Origin of the sequence: Streptomyces sp. ICC4, assembly GCF_003287915.1 — a bacterium.
Taxonomy (GTDB): Bacteria; Actinomycetota; Actinomycetes; order Streptomycetales; family Streptomycetaceae; genus Streptomyces; species Streptomyces tritrimontium.
This window is the reverse complement of sequence record NZ_CP030286.1, coordinates 5,789,949-5,805,807: the sequence shown is the minus strand read 5'-3', so window position 1 is coordinate 5,805,807 and position 15,859 is coordinate 5,789,949. Positions and strand designations below refer to the sequence as shown.

13 protein-coding genes are annotated in these 15,859 nt (G+C 74.1%); 3 read left to right on the top strand and 10 right to left on the bottom strand.

Annotated features, from left to right (window positions below):
• Window positions 1–104: 104 nt before the first annotated feature.
• The 3 genes from metG to DRB89_RS27065 all read right to left on the bottom strand — a co-directional run bounded on the left by metG (window position 105) and on the right by DRB89_RS27065 (window position 4,551).
• A complete protein-coding gene (gene metG, locus DRB89_RS27075; RefSeq protein ID WP_112450831.1) occupies window positions 105–1,820 on the bottom strand; it encodes a methionine--tRNA ligase in 1,716 nt (571 codons plus the stop codon).
• Between the two features lie 342 nt (window positions 1,821–2,162).
• A complete protein-coding gene (locus tag DRB89_RS27070) occupies window positions 2,163–3,650 on the bottom strand; it encodes a hypothetical protein (protein ID WP_112450830.1) in 1,488 nt (495 codons plus the stop codon).
• A 181-nt stretch (window positions 3,651–3,831) separates the two neighbouring features.
• Window positions 3,832–4,551 carry a chaplin gene (locus DRB89_RS27065; RefSeq protein WP_112450766.1) on the bottom strand — a complete coding sequence of 240 codons (720 nt, stop codon included), beginning with the start codon at window positions 4,549–4,551 and terminating at the stop codon, window positions 3,832–3,834.
• A gap of 127 nt (window positions 4,552–4,678) precedes the next feature.
• Here DRB89_RS27065 and DRB89_RS27060 point away from each other — a divergent pair, with 127 nt between their 5' ends.
• Complete coding sequence (locus DRB89_RS27060) at window positions 4,679–5,224, top strand: hypothetical protein (RefSeq protein ID WP_112450767.1); 546 nt, start codon at window positions 4,679–4,681, stop codon at window positions 5,222–5,224.
• Here the strand turns inward: DRB89_RS27060 and DRB89_RS27055 are convergent.
• The 3 genes from DRB89_RS27055 to DRB89_RS27045 all read right to left on the bottom strand — a co-directional run bounded on the left by DRB89_RS27055 (window position 5,205) and on the right by DRB89_RS27045 (window position 10,631).
• A complete protein-coding gene (locus tag DRB89_RS27055) occupies window positions 5,205–6,410 on the bottom strand; it encodes an SWIM zinc finger family protein (RefSeq protein WP_112450768.1) in 1,206 nt (401 codons plus the stop codon). The genes DRB89_RS27060 and DRB89_RS27055 overlap by 20 nt on opposite strands.
• Window positions 6,407–9,277, bottom strand: a complete 2,871-nt coding sequence (locus DRB89_RS27050) for a DEAD/DEAH box helicase (protein WP_112450769.1) — start codon at window positions 9,275–9,277, stop codon at window positions 6,407–6,409. Before DRB89_RS27050 ends, DRB89_RS27055 begins: the two co-directional genes overlap by 4 nt.
• A 130-nt stretch (window positions 9,278–9,407) precedes the next feature.
• Complete coding sequence (locus tag DRB89_RS27045) at window positions 9,408–10,631, bottom strand: helix-turn-helix transcriptional regulator (RefSeq protein WP_162688738.1); 1,224 nt, start codon at window positions 10,629–10,631, stop codon at window positions 9,408–9,410.
• 174 nt (window positions 10,632–10,805) lie between these two features.
• Between DRB89_RS27045 and DRB89_RS27040 the strand changes: the two genes are divergently transcribed.
• A complete protein-coding gene (locus DRB89_RS27040; protein ID WP_112450771.1) occupies window positions 10,806–11,423 on the top strand; it encodes a hypothetical protein in 618 nt (205 codons plus the stop codon).
• Window positions 11,424–11,499: 76 nt separating this feature from the next.
• Complete coding sequence (locus DRB89_RS27035) at window positions 11,500–11,763, top strand: DUF6343 family protein (protein ID WP_112453730.1); 264 nt, start codon at window positions 11,500–11,502, stop codon at window positions 11,761–11,763.
• A gap of 23 nt (window positions 11,764–11,786) precedes the next feature.
• Here the strand turns inward: DRB89_RS27035 and DRB89_RS27030 are convergent, their stop codons facing one another.
• The 4 genes from DRB89_RS27030 to rpsA form a co-directional block, all read right to left on the bottom strand.
• Window positions 11,787–12,194: a tetratricopeptide repeat protein gene (locus tag DRB89_RS27030; protein WP_112450772.1), complete on the bottom strand. Its 408-nt coding sequence runs from the start codon at window positions 12,192–12,194 to the stop codon at window positions 11,787–11,789.
• 50 nt (window positions 12,195–12,244) lie between these two features.
• Window positions 12,245–12,841 carry a dephospho-CoA kinase gene (gene coaE / locus DRB89_RS27025; RefSeq protein ID WP_112450773.1) on the bottom strand — a complete coding sequence of 199 codons (597 nt, stop codon included), beginning with the start codon at window positions 12,839–12,841 and terminating at the stop codon, window positions 12,245–12,247.
• 60 nt (window positions 12,842–12,901) lie between these two features.
• Window positions 12,902–13,840 (bottom strand): PAC2 family protein, encoded by a 939-nt coding sequence (locus tag DRB89_RS27020; protein WP_112450774.1) that lies wholly within the window; start codon window positions 13,838–13,840, stop codon window positions 12,902–12,904.
• A gap of 205 nt (window positions 13,841–14,045) precedes the next feature.
• Window positions 14,046–15,569 carry a 30S ribosomal protein S1 gene (gene rpsA / locus DRB89_RS27015; RefSeq protein WP_112450775.1) on the bottom strand — a complete coding sequence of 508 codons (1,524 nt, stop codon included), beginning with the start codon at window positions 15,567–15,569 and terminating at the stop codon, window positions 14,046–14,048.
• Window positions 15,570–15,859: the final 290 nt, after the last annotated feature.

The following is a 15,859-nucleotide window of genomic DNA, read 5'->3' as shown; positions in this document are numbered from 1 at the left end:
CGACCCGGGCGCGCGGGCCCCCGGTACGCCGCGGCGCCCGGGTACGCCGCAGGGGCGCGGCCCCGGAGGGTCGCGCCCCTGCTTCGGTTCGCTGTCGGGAGGGCTCAGGCGTCCGGGTTGCCGCCGAACCGCTCCTTGTACGAGTCCAGGTCCTCTTCGGTGATCTTCGCGAAGAGCACCGGCGGCACCGTGAACGGCGTGCCCGCCGGCACCGCGTCGAGGGACGCGGCCTGCTCCGGGGTGATCCACGCCGCCGTGTCGTCGGCGAGCGTGAACGCCGAGCGCATGGCGCGCGCCGAGGCCGGGATGAACGGCTCGGAGACCACCGAGTAGAGGTGGATGAGGTTCATCGCGGTGCGCAGCGTGAGCGCCGCGCCCTCGGGGTCGGTCTTGATCTCCAGCCAGGGGGCCTTCTCCTCCAGGTAGGAGTTGCCGGCCGACCACAGGGCGCGCAGCGCGGCGGCCGCCTTGCGGTACTGGAGGGTGTCCATGTGGCCCTCGTACTCGGCCAGCAGTTCGGCGATCTGCGTGCCGAGCTTGGCCTCGGCCTCGCCGGCGGCGTTGCCCGCCGGGACGTCGTCGCCGAAGCGCTTGCGCGAGAAGGAGAGCACGCGGTTGACGAAGTTGCCGAGGGTGTCGGCGAGGTCCTTGTTCACCGTGGAGGTGAAGTGCTCCCACGTGAAGGACGAGTCGTCGGACTCGGGCGCGTTGGCGATGAGGAAGTAGCGCCAGTAGTCGGCCGGCAGGATCTCCAGGGCCTGGTCGGTGAAGACGCCGCGCTTCTGCGAGGTGGAGAACTTGCCGCCGTAGTACGTGAGCCAGTTGAAGGCCTTGACGTAGTCGACCATCTTCCACGGCTCGCGGATCCCGAGCTCGGTGGCGGGGAACATCACCGTGTGGAACGGGACGTTGTCCTTGGCCATGAACTGGGTGTAGCGGACGTCCTCGGCCTCGTACCACCAGGACTTGTAGTCGCGGTTCGCCGGGTCGGCGTCCGACCACTCCTTGGTGGCCGCGATGTACTCGATCGGGGCGTCGAACCAGACGTAGAAGACCTTGCCGTCGGCGGCCAGCTCGGGCCACGTGTCGGCCGGGACCGGGACGCCCCAGTCGAGGTCGCGCGTGATGGCGCGGTCGTGCAGGCCCTCGGTCAGCCACTTGCGGGCGATGGAGGACGCCAGCTGCGGCCACTCCTCCTCGTGCTCGGCGACCCAGGCCTCGACCTCGTGCTGGAGCGCGGACTGGAGGAGGAAGAGGTGCTTGGTCTCGCGGACCTCGAGCTCGGTGGAGCCGGAGATGGCCGAGCGGGGCTCGATCAGGTCCGTGGGGTCCAGGACGCGGGTGCAGTTCTCGCACTGGTCGCCGCGGGCCTTGTCGTAGCCGCAGTGCGGGCAGGTGCCCTCGACGTAGCGGTCCGGCAGGAAGCGGCCGTCGACCGGCGAGTAGACCTGCCGGATCGCGCGCTCCTCGATGAAGCCGTTCTCCTGGAGGCGGCGCGCGAAGTGCTGGGTGATCTCGGCGTTCTGCGCGGACGAGCTGCGGCCGAAGTAGTCGAAGGACAGCTCGAAGCCGTCGTAGACCGCCTTCTGGGCGTCGTGGGCCTGCGCGCAGAACTCGGAGACCGAGATGCCGGCCGCCTTGGCGGCGAGCTCGGCGGGGGTGCCGTGCTCGTCGGTGGCGCAGATGTAGAGGACGTCGTGGCCGCGCTGGCGGAGGTACCGGGAGTACACATCCGCCGGAAGCATCGACCCGACCATGTTGCCCAGGTGCTTGATCCCGTTGATGTAGGGAAGCGCGCTGGTGATCAGGTGTCGAGCCATCCTCGGATGCTCCATTTCATATATGCCGGTACGACGTGACGTGCGGTTCATCGTATCGAACCGCCCAAACGCCACGCGCCGCATTTCTTCGGGGTGGACGGGCGTGCGTGCAACGCAAAAGCGAGGGCTGTGACCTCTCCGTCACGGCCCTCGCGCTGCGGCCATGGTACAGCGGGGCGAAGAGGCGCCCGACCGCCGTCCACGGCGGGCGGCCGGGGCCGGCGGGTGCGGCGGGGCCGCGGCGCGGCCGCCGGGCCGACCGTTCGTGACCGCCTGGCCGACCGTTCGTGGCGGCCTGGCCGACCGTTCGTGACCGCCGGGCCGGCCGTTCGTGACCGCCGGTCAGTCCCGGCCGCCCGCACCGCCGTCGATGGCGGTGATCTTGACGCCGCTCGCCAGCCTGCCCGTCAGGACGACCGCGCCGCCCTGCGGACCGGCGACGGGCAGGGCCAGGGCGCGGCCGGCCGCCTCGCCCCGGGCGGCCCCGTCCGCGGTGATCGCGGCGACCTCGCGGCTGCCGGCCGCCAGTACGTACCAGCGGCCGGCCGGCGAACGCCACCGGGTGCCCGCGAGCAGGTGCTGCCCGAAGCGTCCGCACGCCGCGGTCCCGCGGGAGCGCGCCACGTCCTGCGGGGGTCCGGCGGGCGGCCGCAGCTGGACCAGGACGTCGCCCGGGCCGGCCCAGCCGGAGGCCCTGGTGCAGGACCAGACCGCCCGGCCCGCGCCGTCGGGGAGTTCGGTGCCGGCGAACTCCCAGATGTTGACGGCCCGCACCCCGCCGCCGCGCAGCTCCCGCAACCGGCAGGCCACCGGCGCCCACGCCGCCCGCGCGGCGGGGCCGGTGGCCTCGCGCGGCTGGCGCGCGGGCACCGCCCCCGGGCCGTCGGGCAGCGGCGTGTACGTCAGGTGCACGGGGGTCAGCGCGCCCAGGTCGGCGAGGACGAAGGCGTGCTCCTCGACGATCCGGGGCGAGGAGGTGAGCTCCAGCGCGGGCCAGGCCCCGCACGCCGCGCCGGAGGCCTCGACGCCGTCGGGGCCGTCGGGGGCGCCGGGCCCGTCGGTGCGCGGTACGGCGGCCTCCTCGGTGACCCCGTCGGCGGCGACGGCCAGCGGCCGGGCCTCCTCACCGGCCCGCAGGAGGTCGCGGGTGGCCGCCTGCGCGATCCAGGGCGCGAGCAGGTAGCGGACCGTGCCCCCGGCTCCGCCGTCGGCGGACCGGCTCAGCGCCAGAGCGGCGGCGGTGGTCACGTTGGCCTCGTCGGTACGGGCGAACGCGAGCTCCCGGCCGCGCGGCCCGTCCGCGGATTCGCCGTAGCGGACCACCCGGTCCCCGTCGAGGAGCACCACCACCGCCCGCCCGGCCACGTTCCCCGCGTACAGGAGCTGCGGCGCGTGCCCCGGCGGACCGGTCGCCGTGCCCGGCGCGGCCGTCACCGCCACCTCGCGGGGCCGGGCGGCCCAGGCCGCCAGGGCGCGGGCGAGCAGGCCCCGGTCGGCGGTGCGCCCGCCGCGCGCGGGCCAGGCGCTGAAGTCGACGCGGGCGGTGTCGGCCCACGCCTCGGCGGGGACGCGGACCAGCCGGGCCGGGTCCAGCGCCCCCGCGGCGGCGGGTCCGGCCGCCGGGGTCGCCTCGGGGCGCGGCGCCGACCCGTCGGCCGCGAGCACCCCGGCCGCCAGGACCAGCGCGGCCGCGGCGGTCCAGCCGGCCCGGGTCCGGCGGCGCCGGCGCAGCAGGTCGGTGGGGCGGGCGCTGACCACGCCGGCGTCGAACCCGGAGCCGCGCAAGGCCCGCAGGAGCGTTTCACCGGCGGAGTCCCCGGCGGTGTCCACGGCAGCGCCCCCGTCGGGGAGGCCCCCGGTGAACCCGCCGGTAAGCGCACCCCCACCGCCCGCTCCGAGCTCCGTCCCCCCGGCCGTATGGCCGTCTCTTATACACATGTGACCCTGGGACCGGCGGCGGGGAACACCGGGGGCTGCCGGCCCTCCCGGCCGGCCCGGGCTTCGCGCGCGGCTAGTTGAGCCGGAAGCGGCGGTAGAGCAGCACGCCGCCGAGCAGCAGGGCTCCGCCGCCGGGCAGCAGGTAGCCGACGCCGTCGGCCCCGGTGTGGGCGAGCGCCGCGGGACCCCGCGGCGGAGCCAGCGGCGCCGGCGGGGTGACGGGCCGCACGGTGACGGGCGGCAGGACGGGCTCCTCGCCGGGGGTTCCGCCGTTGACGGAGGTGTTGCCCGTGGAGGGGTTGCCCACGCCGACGACGCTCACCGCGTTTCCGCTGATGTTCACCGGAACCTCTACCGGGAGCTGGAGCCCGTTGCCGGACAGCAGCCCCGGAGAATCCTTTCCGCGCCCCTGCGCCACCGCTCCCCCGCCGCTCCCCGCACCGTTTCCGGCGCCGGGTTTCGAGGGGTGCGAGGACCGGGACCCCTGATCGGGGGACGGATGCGAGGGCCGCGATCCGGGATGTCCGGAACGGCTGCCGCCCGGCGTCCCGTTGGCGCACCGGTTCCCGGCGGCCGAGTTGAGCAGGCCGACGACGCTCACGGTGTTCCCGCACACGTTGACCGGGGTGTGCACCGGCAGTTGCACCAGGTTCCCCGACAGCACCCCCGGCGAGCGCTCGGCCCGTCCGCCCGCTTCCGCGTCGGCGTGAGCGAGGCCGCCCACTCCCGCGACCGCCAGTCCACCCCCCGCAACCACCGCCGCGATCAAGCCATTCCGACGACTGTGACGCATCAGTTTTCCTGCCTTCCGGAGGAGTCCACGGGTGTTGAACCCGTACCGGAAACAACGCCGTAACCCCATTCGGGTTATAGAGCCGGTAGGCATTTCACTCCATCGTGTACTGGGTAATCCCTACTTCATGACTCGTCCCCTGCTCCTCCTCGACGTCGACGGCCCCCTGAATCCCTTCCGGTCCCCCTTCGCGGGCCTGCGCGGATACACCGGCCACCGGATGTGGCCGGCCGTATGGATGTCCTACCGCGTGCCGGATTCCGTGAAGGCCCGGCGCGGACTGCGGGTGCGCCTGCACCCCGCGCACGGGGCCCGCCTGCTGGCCCTGCCGTACGAACTCGCCTGGGCCACCACCTGGATGCACGAGGCCAACACGATGATCGCCCCGCACATCGGACTTCCCGCTGATCTTCCGGTCATCGAATGGCCGGAACTCTTTGCCCGCGATCCCGACGGGATCTCCTGGAAGACCCGCCACCTCGTCGACTGGGCGGCCGGCCGCCCCTTCGCCTGGGTCGACGACATGATCACGCCCCTCGACCGCGACTGGGTCGCCGCCCACCACCCCGCACCGGCCCTGCTCCTGCGCATCCACCCCGGAAGGGGCCTGCGCGAGCCCGACTTCGCCGCGCTGCGCCGGTGGGCGGCCGAACTCACCCCAGCAGGGCCGTGATCGGGTCCGGTGAGGGCCGGCCCTTGGGCCACCAGTCGGCGGTGTCCGGGCCGGACTCGTAGGCGTACCAGAGGCCGTCACGGCCGAGGCGGAGCTGGTGGATCCGGGACGTGAGGCGGTTGCGCTCGGGGCGGAAGGGGCCCCGGGCGGCGGCGAGGAGAGCGGGCCGGGCCCGGTCGAACGGGCCGGCCGGCGGGTCCCACGGCTCCTCGAGGACGAGCAGGGCGGGCAGGCCTCCCTGCCGCCAGGCGGCCGCGCCCCGGGCGAGGTCGGTCGTGCTGCGGCCCGTGGCGCGGGCCAGGTCCCGGTAGAGGGCGCGGGCCGCCCCGGTGAGCCCGGCCGTGTGGTGCGCCGAGGCCAGCCGGACGGCGTCCTGCCAGCGGGTCAGCCCGGCCATCGGATCCTCGCCGGTGGTCAGCAGGGCCAGGGCCCGGGCGGCCGCGTCCCCGGCGAGCTGGTCCAGGGCGAGCGGGTCCGGGGCGGCCGGATCGGTCGGATAGGCGGGCGGCACGCCGGCGACACCGGGCGCCGCGACCGGGGCGGGCAGCGGCGGCAGGACGGTACGGGCGAGCGCTTCGCGGGCCGGCACACCGGGGAAGTCCGGCGTGGTGTCGGGCTGTTCGCGCGCGGCATGGGCGGCGTTGCGGCGGGTGAGCTCCTCCAGCAGCTCGCGCTCCCCGCGCCCCCGCAGGAGCAGCAGGACGAAGGGGTCGCCGTCCAGGAGGCGGGCCGCGCGGTAGCAGAGGGCGGCGGCGTGCTTGCACGGCGGGCGGGCGACGTCCGGGCAGGAGCACTGCGCCACGAGCTCGCCCGCGCCGGGCAGGACCGTCTCCGCGAGCGACTCCGGCACCTCGCGCTCCAGCAGCGCCGCCAGCGCCGTCGGATCGGCGGCCACGGCCTCCAGGAGCTCGCGCCACTCGGCGTCCCCGAAGGCGGGCAGGGACAGCTCGGTGCGGTACGGGCGCGGCCGGCTGCCCCGTACGTAGGCCACGATCCGGCCCGGTGTGATCGTGACGGCGTCGACGTGGCCCTCGGCCGCATACGTCCGCCCGCGGGCCAGCCGGGCTCCGTCGCGGGCGACCGTTTCGAGCGCCGACACCCAGGCCCGGCCCCACCAGCTGACGGCCTCCGAGCCGGGCGGCACGGTTTCGAAGGTACGGCGGCGGTCGTCCCGCGCGGTGATCACGCGGGCCTGCGCAGGGAGACGAGGTCGGCCAGCTCGCGGTCGGTCAGCTCGGTCAGCGCCGCCTCGCCGGAGCCGAGCACGGCATCGGCCAGGGCCCGCTTCGCCTCCAGCATCTCGGCGATCCGGTCCTCGACGGTGCCTTCGGCGATGATGCGGTGGACCTGGACGGGCTGGGTCTGGCCGATGCGGTAGGCGCGGTCGGTGGCCTGCTCCTCGACGGCCGGGTTCCACCAGCGGTCGTAGTGGATGACGTGGCCGGCGCGGGTCAGGTTGAGCCCGGTGCCGGCGGCCTTCAAGGAGAGCAGGAAGACCGGGGACTCCCCGGCCTGGAACCGGTCCACGAGCTCCTCGCGGCGGGCCACCGGCGTCCCCCCGTGCAGCAGTTGGTGGGAGATCCCGCGCGCCGTCAGATGGCGCTCGATGATGCGGGCCATCGTCACGTACTGCGTGAAGACCAGCACCGAGCCGCCCTCGGCCAAGATCGTGTCGAGCAGCTCGTCCAGCAGGGCCAGCTTCCCGGAGCGGTGCGCGATCCGGGGCTCTTCCTCCTTCAGGTACTGCGCCGGGTGGTTGCAGATCTGCTTGAGCGAGGCCAGCAGCTTCATGATCATGCCGCGCCGCTCGATGCCCTCGCTCGCGCCGATCACGGCCATCGCCTCATCGACCGCGGCCTGGTACAGCGAGACCTGCTCGCGGGTGAGGGACACGGGGTGGTCGGTCTCCGTCTTCGGCGGCAGCTCGGGCGCGATCCCGGGATCCGACTTCTTGCGCCGCAGCAGGAACGGCCGCACCAGCGCGGCGAGCCGGGCGACCGCCGCGTCGTTGCCGCCGTCCTCCTCCGTCTGGTGCTCCACGGGCCGGGCGTGCCGGGCCCGGAACGCGGTCAGCGGACCGAGCAGGCCCGGCGTGGTCCAGTCGAGGAGTGCCCACAGCTCGGAGAGGTTGTTCTCCACCGGGGTGCCGGTCAGCGCCACCCGCGCGGGCGACGGGATCGTGCGCAGCGCCTTCGCCGTCGCCGAGTGCGGGTTCTTGACGTGCTGGGCCTCATCGGCGACGACCATGCCCCAGGACTGTTCGGCCAGCCGGGCCGCTCCCGCGCGCATCGTCCCGTAGGTGGTGAGGACGAATCCGCCCTCGAGTCCCTCCAGGCTGCGGCCCGCGCCGTGGAAGCGGCGCACCGGGGTGCCGGGGGCGAACCTCTCGATCTCCCGCTGCCAGTTGCCCAGCAGTGAGGCCGGGCAGACCACCAGCGTCGGCTCGGGGCGGTCGCGGTGCAGGTGCAGGGCGATCAGGGTGACCGTCTTGCCCAGCCCCATGTCGTCGGCGAGGCAGCCGCCGAGGCCGAGCGAGGTCATCAGGTCCAGCCAGGCCAGACCGCGGGCCTGGTAGTCGCGCAGGGTGGCCTTGAGCCCGGCCGGCTGGGGCAGCGGGGCCAGCTCCGCGGTCAGCCGGTCGCGCAGGGCGGCGAGCGCCCCGACCGGGACCGCCGCCACCGGCTCCCCCTCGATCTCGGTCGTCCCCGACAGGACGGCGGCCAGCGCGTCCACCGGGTCCAGCAGGCCCAGCTCGCGCTTGCGCGCCTTGCGCACCAGCTCCGGATCGACGCGCACCCACTGGTCGCGCAGCCGCACCACGGGGCGGTGGGCCTGCGCGAGCGCGTCCATCTCCCCCGGGGTGAGCCGGTCGCCGCCCAGCGCCAGCTCCCAGGAGAAGGCGAAGAGGTGATCGGCGTCGAAGAAGGCGGTGCCGTCGGTGGCGGAGCCGGGGGCGGTGGACCGCACGGCCGCGGTCGCGGTGAGCGTACGGGCCAGGTCGCGCGGCCAGTGGACCGGGACTCCCGCCTCCGCCAGCCGGGTCGCGGCGCGGCCGAGCAGGTCCTCCAGCTCGGGATCCGAGAGGGCCAGCACATCGGGGACCGGCTGGTCCAGCAGACGCAGCAGCGGCGGCCAGACGCGGGCCGCCCGGCGCAGCGCGAGCACGGCATCGATCCGGGCGCGGGGTCCGAAGCCGGCCGCGGCGGCTCCCGCCCAGAGCATCGAGGCGTCCGTGACCAGGGTCGGGTCGGCGAGGCTGTGCACCTGGACGACGGCGGCCCCGGCGCGGCGCATCTCCTCCCCCTGCCCCGCCCCGTCCTCCTCCTCCGCGTCGAAGAGGCGGAAGGAGGACAGGTCGAGCCGCAGCGAGATCCCGACTCCGGTGTCCGCGCCGGACGCGACCTGCGCCACCCAGTCCCGCATGCCCGGGACGTGCTGCGGCTCCCGGGCGGCGAACGGCCGGCCCGCGGCGAAGGGCGCCGCCGGGGTGCGGGGCAGGCTGTCGGCGACGGCGTCGAGGAACGCCCGGACCAGGGCCGCCGGTTCGGGCAGCTGGAGCGGGCGGCGGCCGGCCAGCGGTGTGGCGTACCCCTCGTGGGGCAGTGCGGCCGCGACCGCGCGCAGGTGCTCGACGTCCCCGGCGTCGAGCGGTCCGGCCCGCCAGGCGTCGATCCCCTCGGGGGTCAGGCCCGGCAGCAGGCGGCCCCGCGCCACGAGGCCGAGCGCCTGGACGGCCGCGGTCCCCCAGGCGCGGGCAGCGGGATGCGCGGCGGGGCTGCGGACCGCGCGGACGAGCAGGGGCAGGGCGGCGGTCACGGTGAGGGTGAGCGCGGGCACGGTCCGGCTGCGGACCCCCTCGCCGTGCGGGCGCACGACGGTGAGCGGGCCCGGGGCGGCGACGTGGCCGCCTTCGCCCTCCCCCGCCGCGGGCAGGGGGTCGCCATCGGGGGCCCAGAAGGCGATGCGGCTCTCGCGGGGAACGGCGGCGGGCAGGAACACGGCGGCATGGCGCAGCAGCGCGGACGGCGCCGCCGGTGCGTGCCCCTGCGTCATGCCGTCCCCCCTTCGCCGTCGTCCGGTCAGACGGATCCCGTCTGCCGCCGAGTCTAGGCGGGGGCACTGACAATCCGGCTGACCTGCACGTTCACCCTGAGTCCGGGACGGTCCGGGACGGTCCGGGGGGTCAGCGGGCCCAGCGCCCCTGTTCGTAGGCGAAGCCGTACACCGGCCGGTCCGGGGCCGCCGCCGAGATGCGCCAGGGGCGGCCGCCGGCGTCGACGCGGAGCGTGCCGGAACCGGTATAGGAGGTCCAGCGCAGGTCGAGGTACCAGTCGCAGTCGCAGCCGGTGGTGGTCGTCTGCACGCGCAGGACGGCCGGTTCGGCGGCCGAGACCCGCAGCGGGAGGGCGGGGGCGGCGACGGCCTCCCCGGCGTCGTTGCCGGCCACCGGGCGGGCGAGCGGGCGCGGGGCGTCCAGGTTGACCTCGAAGCCGGCCGGGGTGAGCGCCCCGCCGCAGCCCTGCGACATCCGGTAGACGTTCCACGGCGGCGGGGTCCGCCGCGCCTCCACCCGTACCTGGAGGTCCTGTAGGACCACGGAGTCCCGGCCCGTGCCGTGCAGGGTCACCTCCACGATCTGCGTGCCCGCGTGCACGGCCCCGCGGGCCGTCGCCCACGCGGGCGCGTCCGCCTCCACCGGCGGCGGGGGCACCGCCGAGGGGCCCGGCTCGGCGAGGTAGGCGTGGTCGCAGCCGGACGCCCACACGTGCGACCGCACGGCCGCGCGCAGCGGCGCAGCGGCCTCCGCCGGCGCCTCCGTACCGGGTGCGGTCGCCGTACCGGGCGCGGTACCGGGTGCGGTCGCCGTCGGCCCCGCCTGGGGCGTGCCGGGGTCCGGACCCGTCCGGCCCGCAGAGCCCGGCGGCTCCGGCGGCCCCGTCAGCAACCAGGCCGCGAAGCCCGCCGCCAGCGCCGCCGCCCCCACGGCCACCGCCGCGCCGGCCGGCAGCCGCCGGCGCCCGCGCCCCGGCTCGCGTACGGCCGAGGCAGCCGGCACCTCCCGTAACTCGGGCGCCTCGGGCACGACCGGCACCACCGGCACCACCGGCACCTCCGAGGAAGCCTCCGGCACCGCCCGCGCCCCCGCCCGGCGCCTGGCATCCGCGAGCAGCCACGCCCGGTGCAGGTCCACCGCCTCCCCCTGAGTGGCCCCGCAGGCCCGCGCGAACCGGTCCACCACCGCGAACTCCGCGGGCACCGCCTCGCCGCTGCAGTACCGGTGCAGGGTCGACGTACTCGTGTGCAGCCGCCGCGCGAGCACCCCGTAGCTCAGCCCGGCACGGTCCTTCAGCTCCCGCATCGCCCGCGCGAACGACTCCGCCTCGGCCGACCTCTCCGCCTCACCCACGCTGTCCCCCGTCCCGCGACCCCGTTCCATGCATGGGGTGTTCCCCCAGGTGACAGCACGTACGGCCGTTCCAGTGTCCCGGTCCATCCACAAACCGTCGCCCGACGCCCCGGGCCGGGTAGAGGCTCTTCGCGGACAGCACCGCACCGATGACCGACACGGGGAGAACCGACCATGTTCCGACGCACGACCCAGACCACCGCAGTCCTCGCGGCAGCCGCGGCGGCCGTCGCCGCCCTCGTCCTCACCGCCTCGACCACGGCCGCGGCCGCCACCGCGCCCGGGTTCATCGGCGGCGCCGACCTGCCCCCGCAGCCGGGCACGCCCTGGTACACCGGAGAGGTCACCAAGGGGCTGCCCGAGACCGCGCCGTTCTGCCTGGACGGCGTGCTCCCGGCGGCCGGGAGCTGGCACCGCACCTTCGGCACCGAGTTCGACACGGGCGCGGTCCAGGTCTCCGTACGCGCCTCCTCCGCCGGCGCGGCCGCCAAGCTGGCCGCCGCCCTCGAACGCAAGGTGGCCGGCTGCGCCGCCGACTGGCTGCGGACCACCCCCGGCGGGACGGCCTCCTGGCAGGACTACGGGAAGCTCTCCGTCGAGGAGGGCGCGCACGTCTACGGGGTGCACACCTCGATCCCGGAATCCGAGCCGGGCGTGCACCTCTACGGGATCGGGCGCGACGGCTCCACCGTGACGGTCGTGAACTGGGGGCAGATGGGCAACCTCTCCCACGCGCCCGTACCGGCCTTCAAGAAGACCACGACCGCGGCCGTGAACAAGCTCAACCCCTGACGCGGGGCGCCGCCGGTGGGACCATGGGGGGGGAGACGGACCGGGCCGATCGGACGAGCGTGTCGAGGCGATGGCCATGCGAACGGGAAACGAGCCGGTGAATGCCCGCAGCCCGCTGCGGCTGCGGTTCTGGCTGAGCCTGTGGGGGCTGCTCTGGGCCGGCGCCGGGGCGGTGGCCTTCGCGTTCGCCGCCCGGCCCGGCTGGGCGGGGGCGTGCGCCGCCGTCGCCGCGCTCGCGGCCGTGGACCTCGTCGTCGTGATCCGCCACATCCGCCAGGGCCCGCACTACCAGCCCGGCCGGGACGTTCCCCCGTACGAGCCGCCCGGACGGGAGCGGTGATCACCGGGGATCCGCGGAGGCGCCTACTCCTCGAAGCGGGCCGCCGCCAGGTAGTCGGGCCGGGGGTCGAGCGCGGCCGCCAGCCGGAAGTGCTTGCGGGCCTGGTCGGGCCGCCCGGCCCGCTCGTGGGTGCGGGCCAGCGCGAAGTGGGCGAAGGCGTTGTCCGGCTCCCGCTCCAGCACGAGCTCGAACTCCAGCTCCGCCGGGCGCAGTTGGGCGGCCGCGAAGAAGGCGCGGGCGCGCAGCAGCCGGGCCGCGGTGTTCTCCGGGTGCGCGGCTATGACCGAGTCGAGGAGTTTCACGGCACCGCGCGGGTCGCGCGCGGCGAGCAGCTGCTCGGCGGCCCGGTAGTCGATGACGTGCGTCTCGGGCGAGGGGGACGAGGACGGCGACGGGGGCGGGGGCGGGAACTGCGGCGGCGTGTCGGACACGATCTCTTCCTTCCCTCTGCGGGCGCGTTCAACGCCCCACGGCTCACGCGCTATTGGGCCCGCGCCGCGAGTTCCTCCCACACCTTGCGCACCTGCGGCTCCAGCGCTTCCAGCGGCCCGTCGTTGTCGATCACGAGGGTGGCCACGGCGAGCCGCTGCTCCCGGGTGGCCTGCGCGGCCATCCGGGCGCGCGCCTCCCCCTCGTCCATGCCGCGCAGCGCGGTGAGCCGGGCCAGCTGGGTCCCGGGCGCCGCGTCCACCACGACGACCAGGTCGTACAGGGGCGCGAGCCCGTTCTCCGCGAGCAGCGGCACGTCGTGCACGACGATCGCGTCGGTTCCCGCGGCGGCTTCCAGCTCGGCGGACCGGGCACCGACGAGCGGGTGCACGATCCCGTTGAGGATCCGCAGCTTGGCCGGGTCGGCGAACACCACCGATCCCAGCCTCGGCCGGTCCAGCTCGCCCGAGGCGGTCAGCACGGACTCGCCGAAGGCCGCCACGACGGCCGCGAGCCCGGGCGTGCCGGGCTCCACGACTTCCCGGGCGATCCGGTCGGCGTCCACGACGACCGCCCCGTACCCCGCCAGCAGCCGGGAGACCTCGCTCTTGCCCGCGCCGATTCCGCCTGTCAGTCCCACTTTCAACATGCCCGGCAGACTAGCCTCCGCGCCCTGGGGCCCGTAAAGCCCCCTGCCGCGGACCGGGCCTCAGCCCTCGCCCTCGCGCTCCGCCAGGAACCGCTCGAACTCGCGCCCGATCTCGTCCGCCGAGGGGATCTCCGCGGGCTCCGCGATCATGTTGCCGCGGGTCTCGGCGCCGGCCGCGGCATCGTACTGGTGCTCCAGCCCCTGGACGAGGCTGACCAGCTCCTCGTCGCCCTCGCGGATCTGCCGGTCGATCTCCGTCTGGGTGCGGTGCGCCTCGGTGCGCAGCGCGTGCGCGACCGCCGGCAGGACCAGCCCGGTCGCGGCGGTGATCGCCTCGAGGGCCGTCAGCGCGGCGTCCGGATACGGCGAGCGCGCCACGTAGTGCGGTACGTGGGCGGCGACGCCCAGCACGTCGTGCCCGGCCTGGCCGAGGCGGAACTCCAGCAGCGACTCGGCGCTGCCCGGCACCTGGGCCTCGTCGAAGGGGCTGCGGTGGCCCGGCATGAGGTCGGTCCGGTTGCCGTGCGGGGTGATCCCGACGGGCCGGGTGTGCGGGACGCCCATGGGGATGCCGTGGAAGTTGACGGAGAGCCGGACGCCGAGGCGTTCGACGATCTGCCGGACGGCGACGGCGAAGCGCTCCCATTCCACGTCCGGCTCGGGGCCGGACAGCAGCAGGAAGGGCGCGCCGGTGGCGTCCTGGACCAGGCGCACCTCGAGCAGGGGCTCCTCGAACTCCGCCCAGTGGTCGCGCTGGAAGGTCAGCAGCGGGCGGCGCGCCCGGTAGTCCACCAGCCGGTCCGCGTCGAACCGGGCCACGACCTGGTGGGGCAGGGTGTCGAGCAGCCACTCGACGATCTGCTCGCCGGCCTCGCCGGCGTCGATGTAGCCCTCGAAGTGGTAGAGCATGACCAGCCCGGCCGAGTCCTGGGCGAGTGCCAGGTCGGCCACCGCCAGGCCCTTGGCGTCCCATTCGTACAAACCCTGTGGATCAAGCACCGTTACCACTCCTCCTCGCCGTGTTCTCTGCCAAGAACGCCCAAGGAGCCGTCACCATTCCCCAGTTGGCGGTATTCGCCGGAACCCGTGCGATCTTCACCCTGGAACGCGGCAAGGCCCGCCCCCCTGAGGGGACGGGCCTTTCCGTTGAACATCAGCTCAGCTCACACCGCTCGCGAGCGGGCGGCGTGTGGCGCTGCTGCGATCAGCTCTGGCCGCCGGCCAGCTTCTCGCGGAGCGCCGCCAGGGCCTCGTCCGACGCCAGGGCGCCGGAGGTCTCGTCCGCACCCTCGGAGGAGTACGAACCACCCGAGATGCCCGCACCGGCGCTGCTGCTGCTGCCGGCGGCGGCCGGAGCGGCCGCACCCTCGGCAGCGGCGGCCTCGTCGGCCTCGCGGCTCTTGATGACCTGGGCCTGGTGCTGCTCGAAGCGCGTCTGCGCCTCGGCGTACTGGCCCTCCCAGGCTTCGCGCTGCTTGTCGAAGCCCTCGAGCCAGTCGTTGGTCTCGGGGTCGAAGCCCTCGGGGTAGATGTAGTTCCCCTGGTCGTCGTAAGACGCGGCCATGCCGTACAGGGTCGGGTCGAACTCGACCGACGCCGGGTCGGCACCGAAGGACTCGTTGGCCTGCTTCAGCGACAGCGAGATCCGGCGACGCTCAAGGTCGATGTCGATGACCTTGACGAAGATCTCGTCGTTGACCTGGACGACCTGCTCCGGGATCTCCACGTGGCGCTCGGCCAGCTCGGAGATGTGGACCAGACCCTCGATGCCCTCGTCCACGCGGACGAACGCACCGAACGGAACCAGCTTGGTGACCTTACCCGGGACGACCTGACCGATCTGGTGCGTCCGGGCGAACTGCTGCCACGGGTCTTCCTGCGTCGCCTTCAGCGACAGGGAGACACGCTCGCGGTCCATGTCGACGTCGAGAACCTCGACGGTGACTTCCTGGCCGACCTCGACAACCTCGGAGGGGTGGTCGATGTGCTTCCAGGACAGCTCGGAGACGTGGACGAGACCGTCGACGCCACCCAGGTCCACGAAGGCACCGAAGTTGACGATCGAGGAAACGACGCCGGAGCGGACCTGACCCTTCTGCAGGGTGGTGAGGAACGTCTGGCGAACCTCGGACTGGGTCTGCTCGAGCCAGGCGCGGCGGGACAGGACCACGTTGTTGCGGTTCTTGTCCAGCTCGATGATCTTCGCCTCGAGCTCCTTGCCCACGTAGGGCTGGAGGTCGCGGACGCGACGCATCTCGACGAGGGAGGCCGGCAGGAAGCCGCGGAGGCCGATGTCGAGGATGAGTCCACCCTTGACGACCTCGATGACGGTACCGGTGACGATGCCGTCTTCTTCCTTGATCTTCTCGATCGTGCCCCAGGCGCGCTCGTACTGCGCGCGCTTCTTGGACAGGATGAGACGGCCTTCCTTGTCCTCCTTCTGGAGAACAAGAGCCTCGATCTCGTCGCCGACCTTGACGACATCGTTCGGGTCGACATCGTGCTTGATCGAGAGCTCGCGGCTCGGGATGACGCCCTCGGTCTTGTAACCGATGTCGAGGAGAACCTCGTCACGGTCGACCTTCACGATGACGCCGTCGACGATGTCGCCGTCGTTGAAGTACTTGATCGTCTCGTCGATCGCGGCGAGGAACGCTGCCTCGTCACCGATGTCGTTGACCGCAACCTGCGGAGTGGTCGTTGCGGTGGTCTCGGTGCTGCTCGTCATGTGGGTAAGGGCTCCGGTTACGGACAGAAAGTCGTAGGTACTGCTACGCCGGGAGCCCTTATCGGCATCTGCCGAAGAAGCCGGACAGCCAAGGAAGCCCCAGTTCCGCGAAGTGCGGGGTGGGGGCCTCGAAAACCGAGGGGACATCGACAGATGCAAGCGCAGCCTGCTAGGTCTGAGGAGCACAGGCTCGCAGCGCAACTTGTAGCATACGGGGGCAGCCGGACAGGGTCAATGCGCGAAGGCGCACACCCCGGGCGGATCGCCACACAACCGGCACAATTAGTGGG